Annotated in this window: 14 protein-coding genes; 8 read left to right on the forward strand and 6 right to left on the reverse strand. The window is 66.4% G+C overall.

All coding sequences use genetic code 11. The features are described from left to right. Positions 1-5 precede the first annotated feature (5 nt). Both cyoE and QM685_RS27780 read left to right on the forward strand, forming a co-directional pair. A complete protein-coding gene (cyoE, locus tag QM685_RS27775; protein ID WP_415121479.1) occupies positions 6-911 on the forward strand; it encodes a heme o synthase in 906 nt (301 codons plus the stop codon). A 4-nt stretch (positions 912-915) separates the two neighbouring features. Further along, positions 916-1545: an SCO family protein gene (locus QM685_RS27780; protein WP_415121481.1), complete on the forward strand. Its 630-nt coding sequence runs from the start codon at positions 916-918 to the stop codon at positions 1543-1545. Positions 1546-1603: 58 nt separating this feature from the next. Here QM685_RS27780 and QM685_RS27785 read toward each other — a convergent pair whose 3' ends face one another. Then, on the reverse strand, positions 1604-1894 hold the full coding sequence (locus QM685_RS27785; RefSeq protein WP_415121483.1) for a YciI family protein: 291 nt from the start codon (positions 1892-1894) through the stop codon (positions 1604-1606). A 281-nt stretch (positions 1895-2175) separates the two neighbouring features. Here QM685_RS27785 and QM685_RS27790 point away from each other — a divergent pair, with 281 nt between their 5' ends. Then, the gene (locus QM685_RS27790; RefSeq protein ID WP_415121485.1) at positions 2176-2988 is read left to right on the forward strand and encodes a MetQ/NlpA family ABC transporter substrate-binding protein; all 813 of its coding nucleotides are present in this window, start codon (positions 2176-2178) and stop codon (positions 2986-2988) included. 67 nt (positions 2989-3055) lie between these two features. Here QM685_RS27790 and QM685_RS27795 read toward each other — a convergent pair whose 3' ends face one another. Beyond that, positions 3056-3982 (reverse strand): bifunctional helix-turn-helix transcriptional regulator/GNAT family N-acetyltransferase, encoded by a 927-nt coding sequence (locus QM685_RS27795; protein WP_415121487.1) that lies wholly within the window; start codon positions 3980-3982, stop codon positions 3056-3058. Positions 3983-4368: 386 nt separating this feature from the next. Here QM685_RS27795 and QM685_RS27800 point away from each other — a divergent pair, with 386 nt between their 5' ends. The 5 genes from QM685_RS27800 (at position 4369) to nagE (ending at position 11822) form a co-directional block, all read left to right on the forward strand. Continuing rightward, entirely contained in the window at positions 4369-5103 is a 735-nt protein-coding gene (locus tag QM685_RS27800; RefSeq protein WP_415121489.1) for a GntR family transcriptional regulator, read from the forward strand. Positions 5104-5190: 87 nt separating this feature from the next. Continuing rightward, positions 5191-6294 carry an N-acetylglucosamine-6-phosphate deacetylase gene (gene nagA, locus QM685_RS27805; RefSeq protein WP_415121491.1) on the forward strand — a complete coding sequence of 368 codons (1104 nt, stop codon included), beginning with the start codon at positions 5191-5193 and terminating at the stop codon, positions 6292-6294. Then, positions 6278-7294 carry an SIS domain-containing protein gene (locus QM685_RS27810; RefSeq protein ID WP_415121493.1) on the forward strand — a complete coding sequence of 339 codons (1017 nt, stop codon included), beginning with the start codon at positions 6278-6280 and terminating at the stop codon, positions 7292-7294. Before nagA ends, QM685_RS27810 begins: the two co-directional genes overlap by 17 nt. 38 nt (positions 7295-7332) lie before the next feature. Next, on the forward strand, positions 7333-9900 hold the full coding sequence (gene ptsP, locus QM685_RS27815) for a phosphoenolpyruvate--protein phosphotransferase (protein ID WP_415121646.1): 2568 nt from the start codon (positions 7333-7335) through the stop codon (positions 9898-9900). Between the two features lie 119 nt (positions 9901-10019). Further along, positions 10020-11822, forward strand: coding sequence for an N-acetylglucosamine-specific PTS transporter subunit IIBC (gene nagE / locus QM685_RS27820; RefSeq protein WP_415121495.1), 1803 nt, complete (start codon positions 10020-10022; stop codon positions 11820-11822). A 146-nt stretch (positions 11823-11968) separates the two neighbouring features. Here the strand turns inward: nagE and cydX are convergent, their stop codons facing one another. From cydX to cydP, 4 genes are read right to left on the reverse strand one after another with little or no spacing between them, the layout of a single operon-like run. After that, the gene (gene cydX / locus QM685_RS27825) at positions 11969-12085 is read right to left on the reverse strand and encodes a cytochrome bd-I oxidase subunit CydX (RefSeq protein ID WP_415121497.1); all 117 of its coding nucleotides are present in this window, start codon (positions 12083-12085) and stop codon (positions 11969-11971) included. Between the two features lie 36 nt (positions 12086-12121). Next, on the reverse strand, positions 12122-13258 hold the full coding sequence (gene cydB / locus QM685_RS27830) for a cytochrome d ubiquinol oxidase subunit II (RefSeq protein WP_415121499.1): 1137 nt from the start codon (positions 13256-13258) through the stop codon (positions 12122-12124). 34 nt (positions 13259-13292) lie between these two features. Continuing rightward, entirely contained in the window at positions 13293-14888 is a 1596-nt protein-coding gene (locus tag QM685_RS27835) for a cytochrome ubiquinol oxidase subunit I (RefSeq protein WP_415121501.1), read from the reverse strand. Next, on the reverse strand, positions 14878-15138 hold the full coding sequence (gene cydP, locus QM685_RS27840; protein ID WP_415121503.1) for a cytochrome oxidase putative small subunit CydP: 261 nt from the start codon (positions 15136-15138) through the stop codon (positions 14878-14880). Before cydP ends, QM685_RS27835 begins: the two co-directional genes overlap by 11 nt. Positions 15139-15233 lie beyond the last annotated feature (95 nt).

Consider the following 15233-nt stretch of genomic DNA (forward strand, 5'->3'; position numbering starts at 1 on the left):
CTCACATGGACAGCACAACACTCTCCCAAACGCCCGGCAACCGGGTCTCCCAATACCTCGCCCTGACGAAGCCGCGTGTCACGCAGCTCGCGGTGTTCTGCGCGGTTATCGGCATGTTCCTGTCGACGCCCGGCATGGTGCCGTGGACCGTCCTGATCGGCGGCACCATCGGCATCTGGCTGCTGGCCGGCGCCGCGTTCGCGATCAATTGCCTCGTCGAACAGCAGATCGACGCGAAGATGCGCCGCACCTCGTGGCGTCCGTCCGCGCGCGGCGAAATCACCACCGTGCAGATCCTGCTGTTCTCGGCCGTGCTCGGCGGCCTCGGCATGTGGACGCTCTACACGTTCGCCAATCCGCTGACCATGTGGCTTACGCTCGCTACCTTCGTCGGTTATGCGGTCATCTATACGCTGCTGCTGAAGCCGGCCACGCCGCAGAACATCGTGATCGGCGGCGCGTCGGGCGCGATGCCGCCGGCGCTCGGCTGGGCCGCGGTCACCGGTCATGTGCCCGGCGACGCATGGATTCTCGTGCTGATCATCTTCGTGTGGACGCCGCCGCATTTCTGGGCGCTCGCGCTGTATCGCCGCAAGGACTACGAAAACGCCGGCCTGCCCATGCTGCCGAACACGCACGGCGAGAAATTCACGCGCCTGCATATCCTGCTCTACACGGTCATCCTCTTTGCCGTTTCGCTGATGCCGTTCGTCTCCGGCATGAGCGGCGTCGTGTATCTCGGCGCGGCGGTGCTGCTCGGCGCCGTATTTCTCGCGTATGCGTGGAAGATCTACCGGGAATATTCGGACGATCTCGCGCGCCGAACCTTCCGTTACTCGATCGTCTATCTGTCGCTGCTGTTCGCCGCGCTGCTGATCGACCACTACGCGCGCGTCGTGATCGGCGCGTAATACCATGCTCAAGAACCGCTTTGCGCGCGTCGCGCGCGCCGCCGTGATCGCTTGCGCGCTCGGCGGCGCGTTGGGCGCCACGCTCATCACGGCGGGCTGCGGCAAGCAGCCGCCGGCTTTCACGAATCTCGACATCACCGGCAACACCCAGTTCGCGAGCGATTTCTCGCTGCCTGACACGTCGGGCAAGATCCGCACGCTCGCCGATTACAAGGGCAAGGTGGTGGTGCTGTTCTTCGGTTATACGCATTGCCCGGACGTTTGCCCGACGACGATGGCCGAACTGTCGCAGGCGTTGCAGCAGTTGGGTCCGGAAGACGCGAAGCGCGTGCAGGTGCTGTTCGTCACCGTCGACCCCGAGCGTGATACGCCGCAGTTGCTCGCGCAATACGTGCCGGCGTTCAATCCGAGCTTCGTCGGCCTGCGTCCGGCGAACGACGAGCAGCTCGCGAAGGTCGCGAAGGATTTCCGCGTTTACTACGCGAAGGTGCCGGGCAAGACACCCGACAGCTACACGATGGATCACACGGCTGCGAGCTATGTGTTCGACACGGATGGCAAGCTGCGTCTGTTCGCGCGCGACGGCCAGGGCGCGACGCCGTGGGTGCATGACATCAAGCTGCTGCTCGATTGAGATCGAAGTCACCGCGGCTGCTTTTTTCGTCGATATCCTCTTCGTCCCCGATGCTCAATCAAGCCGGGACCGGCAGATTCAGCCCCGGCGCGAGACGCGTCGCCTTGAACTCCGTGACCTCGTAGCGCGCGAGCTTCTGCTCGGCGAACGGGTCGCTCGCGAGAATCCGATCCAGCTTGTCGCGCTCGATGCGCACCGCGAGGATGATGCCGCCGTCGCGCGGCACCTTCGGGCCGGCCGCGACGAAGATGCCCGCGTCGAACTGCTTCGCGAGAAACGCGCGATGCGCTTCGAGCACGTCGTCGATCCGGTCCAGCGGCGCGGTGTAGATAAGGTTGATCACGTACATGGTCGTTCTCACAGGCAATTGAATGAGGCCGCTTGCGGCCACGGCCTTGAATTATCGGGCAGACGCGGATTTACCGCGCGCCACCGACATACCCGGGCGCGCACCGGCGGCCGGCGATCACAACGTCCCGCATAACCATATGCGACCAGGGTATTTCCCAACTTGCCGGCCATATGAAAGAATTCCGCGTTTGGCCGGCGGCGCGCCTGTATGAACGAGCGCGCCGCTCGTTTTCATCGGGACCCATCGACACACAGTCGATCAGTAACAGCGAGAATCACATGCAGCGCAGAAACCTCCTCAAAGCCCTCACCGCGGTCGTCGCCGGCGCGGCGATCCTGACCAGCTTCGGCGCCCACGCGGACGACAAGGTCATCAAGGTCGGCACGATCGGCGGCCCGGACGCGCAGATCTGGGAAGTCGTCACCAAAGTGGCGAAGCGTGAAGGCCTGAACGTGAAGGTCGTCGAATTCAACGACTACATCCAGCCGAACGCCGCGCTCGACGCGGGCGACCTCGATGCGAACAGCTTCCAGCACCAGCCGTACCTCGACAGCCAGATCAAGCAGCGCGGCTACAAGCTCGTCAACGCGGGTCTCACGTACATCTCGCCGCTCGGCGCGTACTCGAAGAAGCTGAAGTCGCTGAAGGACCTGCCGCAGGGCGCGAAGGTCGCGGTGCCGAACGATCCGTCGAACGAAAACCGCGCGCTGCTGTTGCTGCAGGCGCAAGGGCTGATCAAGCTGAAGGAAGGCGCGGGCACGGGCGGCAACAACGCGACGCCGCTCGACATCGCCGAAAATCCGAAGAAGATCAGGTTCGTCGAACTCGACGCCGCGCAACTGCCGCGTTCGCTGGCCGACGTCGACGCCGCCGTGATCAACACGAACTTTGCACTGGCCGCCGGCCTGCAGCCGACCAGAGACGCAATTGCGCTCGAAGACATCCACAGCCCGTACGCGAATCTGATCGCGGTGCGCGCCAAGGACAAGGATCAGCCGTGGGTCAGGAAGCTGGTCGCGGCTTATCAGTCAGAAGAGGTGCGTCAGTTCATCAGGACGCAGTTCAAGGGTTCGATGGTGCCGTCGTTCTAAGCGACACTTTTCAGCGCCATCGCATCACATGGAGAAAGGCACGCGCCGCACAGGCGCGTGCCTTTTTTCATAGCTCCAGCTCCCACCTTTCGATCGTCAGATCCCGGCCGAACCGGTGCTCCGCCGCCGCGCCGGCCAGCCTGAACCCGGCGCGCTCGCAGAGTCGCCGCGGTTCCATGAACGTGCTCGCGGTTCTCATCGTGAGCTTCGTGTAACCCGCGCGCCGCGCGAAGCGCACGCATTCGTCGAGCAACTGCATGCCGATGCCGAGCCGCCGCGCGTGCGGCTCGACCCACAGCAAACACACGGCGGCCACCGTCGTCGATACGCCGACGATGCACACCGAGCCGACCACGAGACCTGCCTGCTCGGCGATCCAGCATTGCTCGCGCAGCGGATCGTTGCGCTGCGCGTAATCGGCGACGATGCGCGCGAGCAATCCCTCGAACGTCTGATCCCAGCCGTATTGCGTGGCGAACCATTGCGCCTGCCGGTGCACGAGCCAGCCGCATTCGCCGCTGCGCGGCTGCCGCAGCAGCACGGGTTCGGGTTTGGGTTGGTCGCCGAGCAGCCGCTCGATCAGCTTCATCGCAGCGATCAGTTGCTCCTGGGAGGGCGCGCTGAGCTTGTCGAGCAGATCCAGTGCCTCCTGCACGGCGGCGTCTTCGAGCGGCGCGTAGGTCGCGTGGCCGTGCCCGGTGAGTGCGATCAGCGACTGGCGCGCGTCCATGTCGGACGGGCGGCGCGTGATCAGGTTGCGCCGTTCGAAACTGGTCAGCAGGCGGCTCAGATAGCCGCTGTCGAGACCGAGCGCGCGGCCCAGCACCGATGCGGTTTGCGCGTGCCCGCGAGAAAGCTCGTGCAGCACGCGCACTTCCGTCAGCGAGAACTCGCTTCTGGCCAGATGCTCATGGAGCGCGCCGATGCATCGGGTGTAGAAGCGGTTGAAATGGCGGACGGCCTGAGCGCGCCGCAGCGCCTCGGAATCTGTCAAGTGCGGCTCCCCGGAGGACTTTCTTGTGAGTTGGTATCCGTCACTATATTGGAATTGCAACGCCGGTGAGCGACGCTGTCCCCAAAAGCCGCTCCCGAAAGTGGGCTCAAACTGGTATTAAACAGGTGCTGAGCCAGGCGGCTTTCGTTGACTCATCGAAGCCAAAAAGCCCGCGCTGGTATCGTCCGATGGCTTGGATACGGGTAAATCCCGATCCGCAATTGCGCGTTGCAGGCGCCTTCCAACCCGCCTGCGAGCCTTATTCGGCAAGGCTTTGAGCGCTCCGATACCAGCGTGGAACCAGTCGATTGACTGGTATTATGTTGGTTATATAATGGGCTCTCAATTTTCCCGGCCGCATTGCTCGCGGCGTCCGTCGGAGCCCCATGGAAACTCGCTGGTCCGCATTGATGCCTGACGTGCGCAACGTCACGCCGCTCTACCTGCAACTCGCGCGCAACCTTGCGACGGCGATCCATTGCGGCGTCTGGTCGGCCGGCGAGGCGCTGCCGTCGGAGCGCACGCTGTCCGACGCGATCGGCGTGTCGCGCATCACCGCGAGGAAGGCGATAGAGCTGCTGGTCGAGCAGGGTCTGATCCGCCGTGCGCGCGGCGCGGGCAGTTTCATTACGCCGCGCGTCGAGGATCCGCTGTCGCGCCTCACCGGCTTCACGAAGAAGATGCAGCAGCGCGGCTTCCGCCCGGACTCGGTATGGCTCGAGCGCGATGTTCGCGCCGCCAATCGCGACGAACTGCTCAACCTCGGCCTGTCGCCGGGCGCGGCGGTCGCGAGCCTGCGGCGGCTGCGGCGCGCGGACGGCATCGTGATGGCGGTCGAGCATTCGGCGCTGCCGGTCGCGATCGTGCCCGATCCGCTCGCAATCGGCGACTCGCTCTACAGCTACCTCGAGCAACGCGGCGCGGCGGTCGTGCGCGCGCTGCAGCACTTCCGCGCGGTCAACGCGTCGAGCGAAGTCGCCGCGCTGATGGACATCGAACCGCGCACGGCGCTGCTCGTCATTACCCGTATCGGCTACAGCGCGGACCAGCGCGCGATCGAGCTGACCGACACCTATTGCCGCGACGACTACTACGACTTCGTCGCCGAACTGCGCACCTGAATGCGCGACTGACCAGCGCGGCCGAGAGGGACCGCGAGCCCGGCGGCCGCAACTTTGCCGCATACGTATCACGCACCAGAGAGACTCATGCTGACCGGAAACATACTCACCACCCACGGGTGGATCCACGGCACGCTCGAATACGAAAACGGCCGCATCACGGCGCTGACCGGTGAACCCGTCGATCCGTCGACGAACGACGCGCCGTACATCCTGCCCGGCTTCATCGATCTGCACGTGCATGGCGGCGGCGGTGCCGACGTGATGGAAGCCGGCGACGCGATCGAGACGATCACGCGCACGCATGCGCGCTACGGCACGACGAGCCTGCTCGCGACGACGATGACCGCGCCGCGCGACGAGCTGATGAGCGTGGTGGCCGGGCTCGGCGACGTCGCGCGGGTGCGCACGCCGGGCTGCGCGCGCGTGCTCGGCGTGCATCTGGAAGGCCCGTATATCAACCCCGGCAAGCTCGGCGCGCAGCCGGACGCGGCGGTTTCGGCGGTGATGGACGAGGTGCTCAAGTATCTGTCGATCGCGCCGATCCGCGTTGTCACGCTCGCGCCCGAAATCGCCGGCCATATGGAGATCATTTCCGAGATGGCGGCGCGCGGCGTGCGCGTGCAGCTCGGCCATTCGCTCGGCACCTACGACGACGCGGTGGCCGCGCTCAAGCACGGCGCGTGCGGTTTCACGCATCTGTTCAACGCGATGTCGCCGCTGCATCACCGCAATCCGGGGCTCGTCGGCGCGGCGCTCGCGCACGCCGAGTACGCCGAAATCATTCCCGACCTGCTGCACGTCCATCCGGGCGCGATCCGCACCGCGCTGCGCGCGATTCCGCGTCTGTACGTGGTGACGGACAGCACGTCGGCCACCGGCATGCCCGACGGCGAATACCGTCTCGGCAGCCAGCGCGTTACCAAGTGCCTCGGCGGCGTGCGCCTCGCCGATGGCACGCTCGCCGGCAGCACGCTGACGATGGATCAGGCGCTGCGCAATCTTGTTTCGATCGGCCTGCCGATCGCCGATATATCCAACCGTTTGTCGCGCTACGCCGCCGACTATCTCGGCATCGAAGACCGCGGCCGTATCGCGCGTGGCGCGTGGGCCGACGTGGTCGTGTTCGATCGCGAGCTGGCGTTGAGCGCAACTTACGTCGAAGGAGAAGCCATTGTCGAATATGCTTAAGGAAGCGCTCGCGTCCGCCGGAACGGTCGCCGCTCAGCTCTCCGATACCTCGCGCGTCGCGGCTCTCGCGGCGAAGCTCGCCGAACAGCCGCGCCATGTCGCGCTGACGGTCGCGCGCGGCAGCTCGGACCACGCCGCCAGTTACTTTGCGTCGCTGACGATGAGCCGCGTCGGCGTGCCGGTCGCGTCGCTGCCGATGTCGGTCGCGACGCTGCAGCAGGCGCCGCTGCGGGTGCGCGATCAGCTCGCGCTGGCGTTCTCGCAATCGGGCAAGAGCCCCGATCTCGTCGGCACGATGACCGCGTTGCGCGCCGCCGGCGCGCTGACCGTCGCCGCGGTCAATGCGCCGTCTTCGCCGCTCGCCGACGCGTGCGAGTGGCATCTGCCGCTCGTCGCCGGTCCCGAGCTGAGCGTCGCGGCGACCAAGAGCTATATCGCGATGCTGTCGATCTCCGCGCAACTGGTCGCGCATTGGCAGAACGACGCCGAGCTGCTCGGCGCGCTCGCCACGCTGCCCGATGCACTGGAACGCGCGGGCCGGCTCGACTGGTCGATGGCCGTGGACGAACTGCGCGGCATCGGGCGGATGATCGTGATCGGCCGCGGTCTCGGCTTGGCGATCGCGCAGGAAGCCGCGCTGAAGCTGAAGGAAACCTCCGGCATCCAGGCCGAAGCGTTTTCGAGCGCGGAAGTGCGTCATGGCCCGATGGAGCTGATCGACCGTGACTATCCGCTGCTCGTGTTCGCGCCGCGCGGACCGGAGCAGGCGGGGCTGCTGCAACTCGCGCACGACATGCGCGAGCGCGGCGCGCGCGTGCTGCTCGCCGCGCCGGACGACGTGCCGGAAGCGTCGCTGCCGCTCGCTTCAACCGCTCACGCGGCGCTCGATCCGATCGCCGCCATCCTGTCCTTTTACGTGATGGCCGCGGATCTTGCCGCCGCGCGCGGGCGCAATCCCGACGCGCCACGCCATCTCAACAAAGTCACCGAAACTCACTGACGAGAATGCAGATGCGACGTGTCGAGAAGTCCAGCCTGATGAGTCATTCCGAAGCTCACATTGTTTTGCTCGCCCCGCTGACCGGTCCGGTCGTGCCGCTCGAGAACGTGCCCGACCCGGTGTTTTCGGGCGGCATGTTCGGCGACGGCATCGGTATCGATCCGCTCGAGGGCCGGCTCGTGGCGCCGTGCGACGGTGTCGTCACGCATCTCGCGCGCACCGGTCATGCGCTCACGCTCGTCAATGACGAAGGCGTGGAGATTCTGCTGCATATCGGTATCGACACGGTCGAGCTGAACGGCAAGGGTTTCGCGCCGATGGTCGAGCAGGGCGCGCACGTGCGTGCGGGCGACGTACTGATCGAGTTCGATCAGGATCAGATCGCGCTGCATGCGCCGAGCCTCGTATCGGTGATCGCGATTGCCAATTCGGATGCGTTCGAGGTGGTCGAGCGCGCGCCGGCCGGTCAGGCGAAGGCCGGTGAAACGCCGCTGCTGGCGCTGCGCGCGCGGGCCGGTGCGAATACCGGCGCGGTGAGCCATGCGAGCGCCGTGCAGGACGAGGCACGCCGGCAGATCACGCTGACGCATGCGGGCGGGCTGCATGCGCGACCGGCGGCGCGGGCGCGTGAAGCGGCGCGCGGGTTCGATGCGCGCGTCGAAGTGCGTTACGAAGGGCGCAAGGCGGCGATCGAAAGCGTGGTCGGCTTGCTGGGCCTGGGGGCCGGTGAAGGCGCGACGGTCGAACTGCTCGGCGTCGGTCCGCAAGCGCAGGCCGCGGTCGATGCGATCGCTGATGAACTGACGCGCGAAGCGCATGGCGAAGTCGAACAGAAGCCGGCGCGGCAAGTGGCCACGCCGCAGACGCCCGTCGTTGCCGCGCGTCCGGCAAACGGCGAGCCGCTCGCGCCGAACACGCTCGCGGGCGTGTGCGCGGCGCCGGGCGTCGCGGTCGGCAAGCTGGTGCGCTGGGACGACGCGGACGTCGATCCGCCGGAACAGGCGAGCGGCACGTCGGCGGCGGAGAGCCGCCTGCTCGACAAGGCGATCGCGACCGTCGACGCCGACCTCGACACGATCGTGCGCGACGCGTCGCAACGCGGCGCGGTCGGCGAAGCGGGGATTTTCGCCGTGCATCGCGTGCTGCTCGAAGATCCGACGCTGCTCGACGCGGCACGCGATCTGATCAGCCTCGGCAAGAGCGCCGGCTTCGCATGGCGTGACGCGATCCGCGCGCAGATCGGGATCCTGAGCAACGTCGAAGATGCGTTGCTCGCGGAACGCGCGGCCGATCTGCGTGACATCGAAAAGCGCGTGCTGCGCGCGCTCGGCTATACGAGCGCGGCGGCGCGCACGCTGCCGGACGAAGCGGTGCTCGCGGCGGACGAATTCACGCCGTCGGATCTGTCGTCGCTCGATCGCACGCGGGTCACCGCGCTCGTGATGGCGCGCGGCGGCGCGACCTCGCACGCGGCGATTCTCGCGCGCCAGGCGGGCATTCCGGCGTTGGTCGCGGTCGGCGACGCATTGCATGCGATTCCCGACGGCACCGAGGTCGTGGTGGACGCCAGCACCGGCCGGCTCGAATTCGCGCCGACCGGGCTCGACGTCGAGCGCGCGCGCCGCGAGCGCAGCCGCCTCGCCGACGTGCGCGAAGCGAATCGCCGCACGTCGCAGCAGGCGGCGGCGACCTCCGATGGCCGCGCGATCGAAGTGGCCGCGAACATCGCCACGCTCGACGACGCGCAGGCCGCGGTCGACAACGGCGCCGACGCGGTCGGCCTGCTGCGCACCGAACTGCTGTTCATCCACCGGCCGGCCGCGCCGAACGCGGACGAGCATCGTCAGAGCTACCAGGCGATCGTCGACGCGTTGAGCGGACGCACCGCGATCATCCGCACGCTCGATGTCGGCGCGGACAAGGAAGTCGATTACCTGACGCTGCCGCCCGAGCCGAACCCCGCGCTCGGTTTGCGCGGCGTGCGCCTCGCGCAGGTGCGCCCGGACCTGCTCGACGATCAGTTGCGCGGTCTGCTCGCGGTGCGTCCGGTCGGCGCGGTGCGCATCCTGCTGCCGATGGTCACCGACGCGGGCGAACTCGTGCGCATCCGCAAGCGGATCGACGAACTCGCTCGGGAGTCGGGCCGCACCGAGCCGATCGAAGTGGGCGTGATGATCGAGGTGCCGTCGGCGGCGCTGCTCGCCGATCAGCTCGCGCAACACGCGGATTTCCTGTCGATCGGCACCAACGATCTGACGCAGTACACGCTCGCGATGGACCGTTGCCAGCCCGATCTGGCGGCTCAGGCGGACGGCCTGCATCCGGCGGTGCTGCGGCTGATCGCGGCTACCGTCGAAGGCGCGGCGAAGCACCGCAAATGGGTCGGCGTGTGCGGCGCGCTCGCCGGTGATCCGCTTGCGATGCCGCTGCTCGTCGGCCTCGGCGTGACCGAGCTGTCGGTGGATCCGGTGTCGGTGCCGGGCATCAAGGCGCGCGTGCGCACGCTCGACTATCAGTTGTGCCGCCAGCGCGCGCAGGATGCGCTCGCGCTCGATTCCGCGCAGGCGGTCAGGGCGGCGAGCCGCGAAACCTGGCCGCTCGACTGAACCCGCGCACCGCTCGTGTCTCGCCGCATGCCGGTTCATGCGCGAGCGGTGCGTTCCCCACATAGCTGCACAACTCAACCAGAACGTTCTCGACTACGAGACAAGGATTGGAGATACCGATGGATGGAAATCCGTTTCTGAAGATTCAGCGCCTGGGACGCGCGCTGATGCTGCCGATCGCGGTGCTGCCGGTCGCCGGCCTGCTGCTGCGCCTCGGCCAGCCCGACGTATTCAACATCAAGATGATCGCCGACGCGGGCGGCGCGATCTTCGACAACCTGCCGCTGCTGTTCGCGATCGGCGTGGCGGTCGGCTTCGCGAAGGACAACAACGGCGTCGCGGGCCTCGCGGGCGCGATCGGCTATCTGGTGCAGATCGCGGTGATGAAGGACATCAACGACAAGCTCAACATGGGCGTGCTGTCGGGGATCATCGCCGGTATCGTCGCGGGGCTGCTGTACAACCGCTACAAGGACATCAAGCTGCCCGATTACCTCGCGTTCTTCGGCGGCAAACGCTTCGTGCCGATTGTCACGGGGGTGGTCTGCGTGGTGCTCGGCATCATATTCGGCCACGTGTGGCAGCCGGTGCAGAACGCGATCGACGTCGCCGGCCACTGGCTCACCACGGCCGGCGCGCTCGGCGCATTCGTGTTCGGCGTGCTGAACCGGCTGCTGCTCGTCACGGGCCTGCATCACATCCTCAATTCGCTGACGTGGTTCGTGTTCGGTACGTTCACGCCGGCCGGCGGTGCGCCGGTCACCGGCGACCTGCATCGCTTCTTCGCCGGCGATCCGACCGCCGGCACCTTCATGACCGGCTTCTTCCCGGTGATGATGTTCGGCCTGCCGGCCGCGTGTCTCGCGATGTATCACGAGGCGCCGAAGGAGCGCCGCGCGATGGTGTTCGGCCTGCTGTTCTCGATGGCGCTGACGTCGTTCCTGACGGGCGTGACCGAGCCGATCGAATTCAGCTTCATGTTCCTCGCACCGGTGCTGTATGCGATCCATGCGCTGCTGACGGGGCTGTCGCTCGCGATCTGCTCGGCGCTCGGCATTCACCTCGGCTTCACGTTCTCGGCGGGCTTCATCGACTACGTGCTGAACTTCGGTCTGTCGACCAAGGGCTGGTGGGCGATTCCGCTCGGTATCGTCTATGCAGTCGTGTACTACGGTCTGTTCCGCTTCTTCATCCGCAAGTTCAACATGGCGACGCCGGGCCGTGAGCCCGCTGCCGCCGACGAGCAGACCGATTCGTTCGCCGAGGGCGGTTTCGTCGCACCGGCTGCCACCGCGGCGGTGCCGCGCGCGCAGCGCTATATCGCGGCGTTGGGCGGCGCGGCGAATCTGTCGGTGGTGGATGCGTGCACGACGCGTCTGCGTCTGTCGGTCGTGAATGCGGAGAAGGTGTCCGAGAGCGAGCTGAAATTGATCGGCGCGCGTGGCGTGCTCAAGCGCGGCGCAACCAGCGTGCAGGTGATCATCGGACCGGAGGCGGACATCATCGCCGATGAAATGCGTACGGTGATCGCGCAGGGAGGGGGCGAGGCGGTGCAGGCTGCTGCTGTTCCGGCTGCGGCTGCGGTTGCCACGGCGCAGGTTGCCGCGGCGCCGAGCGCTCAAACCGCGCAGCACGCGCAAGGCGGCCCGCTCGATCCGGATCCGCTGCGCTGGCTCGCCGTGTTCGGCGGCGCGGGCAACGTGGTGTCGCTCGATGCGGTCGCGACGACGCGTCTGCGCATCGTCGTGCGCGATCCGTCAGCGGTCGATCGTCAGCGTCTGGCTTCGCTCGATACGGCGTGGGTTGCCGCGGACACGTTCCATATCATCGTCGGCGACGCGGCGCAGCGTTACGCGTTGAAGCTGGCCGAGCGCCTGTCGCCGCGGGGCGGAGGCGCGGGCGCGGCGCCGGTGCCGGCGTGATCGCGTGAGTCGATGCTCCCAGTAGCGCAGCGAAACGCGGTCATCGAGCCGTCGCGATAGCCGCCACAAAAAGCAAGCGGCACCTTTTTCAAGGTGCCGCTTGCGCGTTTACGCCCTCCGGCGATGCGTTGCCGGCCCGCGCCGTATCAGCGCGTCGTGCGCTTTGCCGCCCGCAATGCCTCACGCGATTCGAGCCACATCACATTGACGACGCCGAACGCCAACGCGACGCCAATACCGAGAATCCAGCTGAAATACCACATCACGAACTCCTGTTTTCTGTTGAGCGCAGTGCCGGGTCAATACATCGAATGGTGGTTTTCCTCGATCGCCGCGGCGGTGACCTTGCCGCGCATCACGCGATACACCCAGCTCGTGTAGAGCAGGATGAGCGGCAGGAATACGATCACCGCGAACAGCATGATCTCGAGCGTCAGGCGGCTCGACGTCGAATCCCACATGGTCAGGCTGCTGCGGCCGTCGAGCGACGACGGCATGATGAACGGGAACATCGAGAAGCCTGCGGTCAGGATCACGCCGATCACCATCAGCGACGTCGACAGGAACGCGCTCGCCTCGAAGCGCGAACGCGCGAGCAGCACGGCGAGCACGCCGCCGACGAGACCCGCGAGCGGCGCGAGCACCATCCATGGATAGAGCGCGTAATTCGTGAGCCACAGGCCCGGTGCGCCGATCACCGTCTTCAGCAACGGATTGGAGACCGCGTCGAGCGGCGGCGCGTCGACGATCTGATAGCCGCCGATCATCGTCGCGACGAGCGCGCCCGCCACCAGGAACAGCACGACCGCGCACAGCGCCGTGAGCCGCAGCGCCTTCGACGCGCGCTCGTGGACCACGCCGTCCGACTTCCACTTCACGAACGCGGCGCCGTGCGCGGTGAGCATCGATATGCTGACGAGTCCGCACAGCAGCGCGAACGGATTGAGCAGGCCGAAGAAGCTGCCGTGATAGGTGACGCGCAGATCGGTATCGAACGAGAACGGCACGCCCTGCAGCAGATTGCCGAACGCGACGCCGAACACCAGCGCCGGCACGAATCCGCCGACGAAGAGCCCCCAGTCCCATGCATTGCGCCAGCGCGGGTTGTCGCGCTTGCCGCGATAGTCGAAGCCGACCGGCCGGAAGAACAGCGCGAACAGCACGAGCAGCATCGCGAAGTAGAAGCCGGAGAACGACGCCGCGTACGCGAGCGGCCAGGCGGCGAACATCGCGCCGCCCGCGGTGACGAGCCAGACCTGATTGCCTTCCCACGTCGCGCCGACCGTGTTCACGACGATGCGGCGCTCGGCGTCCGTTCTGGCGATGAACGGCAGCAGGATCGCCGCGCCCATGTCGAAGCCGTCGGTGAGCGCGAAGCCGATCAGCAGCACGCCTATCAGTACCCACCAGATCAGTTTGAGGACAGCGTAGTCCATAGCGGTTTTTCCTCTCGAGCGGTGTGGCGGCGCGTCATGCGACCGTGTTCGGCGACAGCGGCTGGGCCATCGTCTGTTCGATTTCGTGGTGATAGCGGCCCGTGTGCAGCGACGATGGGCCCAGCCGCGCGTACTTGAACATCAGCATGATCTCGATGATGAACAGCACCGTATAGAACAGCACGAAGCCGCCGATGCTCAGATACAGATCGCGCGGCGTCAGGTTCGACGCGGCGAGATTGGTCGGCAGAATGCCCGCGATGCTCCACGGCTGGCGGCCCATTTCCGCGACGATCCAGCCGAGTTCGGCGGCGAGCCACGGCAACGGAATGGCCCACACGGCCCAGCGCAGGAACCAGCGGCGCTTCTCGAGCAGCAGCGTGCGCTGCGCGCAGAACCAGAACGCCAGCACGAAGGTCGCGAGGAACAGCAGGCCGAGGCCGACCATCAGGCGGAACGAGAAGAACAGCGGCAGCACCGGCGGAATCGTGCCCCTGGCCGCTTCGGCGATCTGCTCGGGCGTCGCGTCGACCACGTTCGGCGTGAACCGCTTGAGCAGCAGACCGTAGCCGAGGTCGTCCTTGTGCGCTTCGAAGGCGGCACGGGCTTCGTCCGTGGCATCGCCGCCCTTGAGCTTTTGCAGCGCGGCGTAGGCGAGCATGCCGTTCCTGATGTGCCCTTCGTTTTCCGTCACGAGATCACGCAGACCGACCACCGGCTCGTCGAGCGAACGCGTGGCGATGATGCCGAGCGCGTACGGCACGCGGATCGCGTAGTCGGTGCGCTGTTCCTTCTGGTTCGGGATACCGAAGATCGTGAACGGCGCCGGTGCAGGCGCGGTCTCCCATTCGGATTCGATCGCCGCGAGCTTGACCTGCTGGACTTCGCCGGTGCGGTAGCCGGATTCGTCGCCGAGCACGATCACGCACAGCGACGACGCGAGGCCGAAACCGGCGGCGATCGCGAACGAGCGCAGCGCGAATTCGGTGTCGCGGCGCTTGAGCAGATACCACGACGACACGCCGAGCACGAACATCGCGGCGGTCACGTAACCGGCCGATACCGTGTGCACGAATTTCACCTGCGCGACCGGGTTGAAGATCACGGAAGAGATGCTGTCGAGCTCCATGCGCATCGTCTGGTAGTTGAACTTCGCGCCGACCGGATTGTTCATCCAGCCGTTGGCGACCAGGATCCACAGCGCCGACAGGTTCGAGCCGAGCGCGACGCAGAACGTGACGATCAGATGCTGCACTTTGGAGAGCCGGTTCCAGCCGAAGAAGAACAGGCCGACGAACGTCGATTCGAGGAAGAACGCCATCAGCCCTTCGACGGCGAGCGGCACGCCGAAGATATCGCCGACGTAGTGCGAGTAGTACGCCCAGTTGGTGCCGAACTGGAACTCCAGCGTGAGGCCGGTGGCGACGCCCATCGCGAAGTTGATGCCGAACAGCTTGCCCCAGAACTGGGTCATGTCCTTGTAGATCTGCTTGCCGGTCATCACGTAGACGGACTCCATGATGACGAGCAGCCACGCGAGGCCGAGCGTGAGCGGCACGAACAGAAAGTGGTAGAGCGCCGTGACGGCGAACTGAAGGCGCGATAGTTCTACGACTTCGTTAACGGGCATGTTGATCACCTTGGGACGGATGCGGCACGGGCACCGACAGCAGCGCCTGCGCGACTTGCTCGGGCGGCAGCGTCATGTGCTCCGCCTGCGGATGATTGAAGAACGTGTACTTGAGCGCCATCAGCAGGACGAATTTGATGGCGAGGATGACGGCGATATCGCGTGCCAGCGTTGGACCGCGTACCCACCGGGTGAACCGGTTGCGCCAGCGCGACCGGAGTGTGCTGCTGCGATTGACGGCTATGGTCATGATCGGTCGAAGACGACTTCACGCCGGTGAATCCGGCCGGATCCAGGCCGTCCTAGCTGGGCCGGGCGGTCTGGCGAATGCATGCCGATTGTAGG

The organism is Paraburkholderia sp. (assembly GCF_047605525.1).
Taxonomy (GTDB): domain Bacteria; phylum Pseudomonadota; class Gammaproteobacteria; order Burkholderiales; family Burkholderiaceae; genus Paraburkholderia.

Bases quoted from the DNA above. Each gene is read 5' to 3' on its own strand.
- cyoE (WP_415121479.1), top strand. From the start codon at position 6: ATGGACAGCACAACACTCTCCCAAACGCCCGGCAACCGGGTCTCCCAA.
- QM685_RS27780 (WP_415121481.1), top strand. From the start codon at position 916: ATGCTCAAGAACCGCTTTGCGCGCGTCGCGCGCGCCGCCGTGATCGCT.
- QM685_RS27785 (WP_415121483.1), bottom strand. From the start codon at position 1,894: ATGTACGTGATCAACCTTATCTACACCGCGCCGCTGGACCGGATCGAC.
- QM685_RS27790 (WP_415121485.1), top strand. From the start codon at position 2,176: ATGCAGCGCAGAAACCTCCTCAAAGCCCTCACCGCGGTCGTCGCCGGC.
- QM685_RS27800 (WP_415121489.1), top strand. From the start codon at position 4,369: ATGGAAACTCGCTGGTCCGCATTGATGCCTGACGTGCGCAACGTCACG.
- nagA (WP_415121491.1), top strand. From the start codon at position 5,191: ATGCTGACCGGAAACATACTCACCACCCACGGGTGGATCCACGGCACG.
- ptsP (WP_415121646.1), top strand. From the start codon at position 7,333: ATGAGTCATTCCGAAGCTCACATTGTTTTGCTCGCCCCGCTGACCGGT.
- nagE (WP_415121495.1), top strand. From the start codon at position 10,020: ATGGATGGAAATCCGTTTCTGAAGATTCAGCGCCTGGGACGCGCGCTG.
- cydX (WP_415121497.1), bottom strand. From the start codon at position 12,085: ATGTGGTATTTCAGCTGGATTCTCGGTATTGGCGTCGCGTTGGCGTTC.
- cydB (WP_415121499.1), bottom strand. From the start codon at position 13,258: ATGGACTACGCTGTCCTCAAACTGATCTGGTGGGTACTGATAGGCGTG.
- QM685_RS27835 (WP_415121501.1), bottom strand. From the start codon at position 14,888: ATGCCCGTTAACGAAGTCGTAGAACTATCGCGCCTTCAGTTCGCCGTC.
- cydP (WP_415121503.1), bottom strand. From the start codon at position 15,138: ATGACCATAGCCGTCAATCGCAGCAGCACACTCCGGTCGCGCTGGCGC.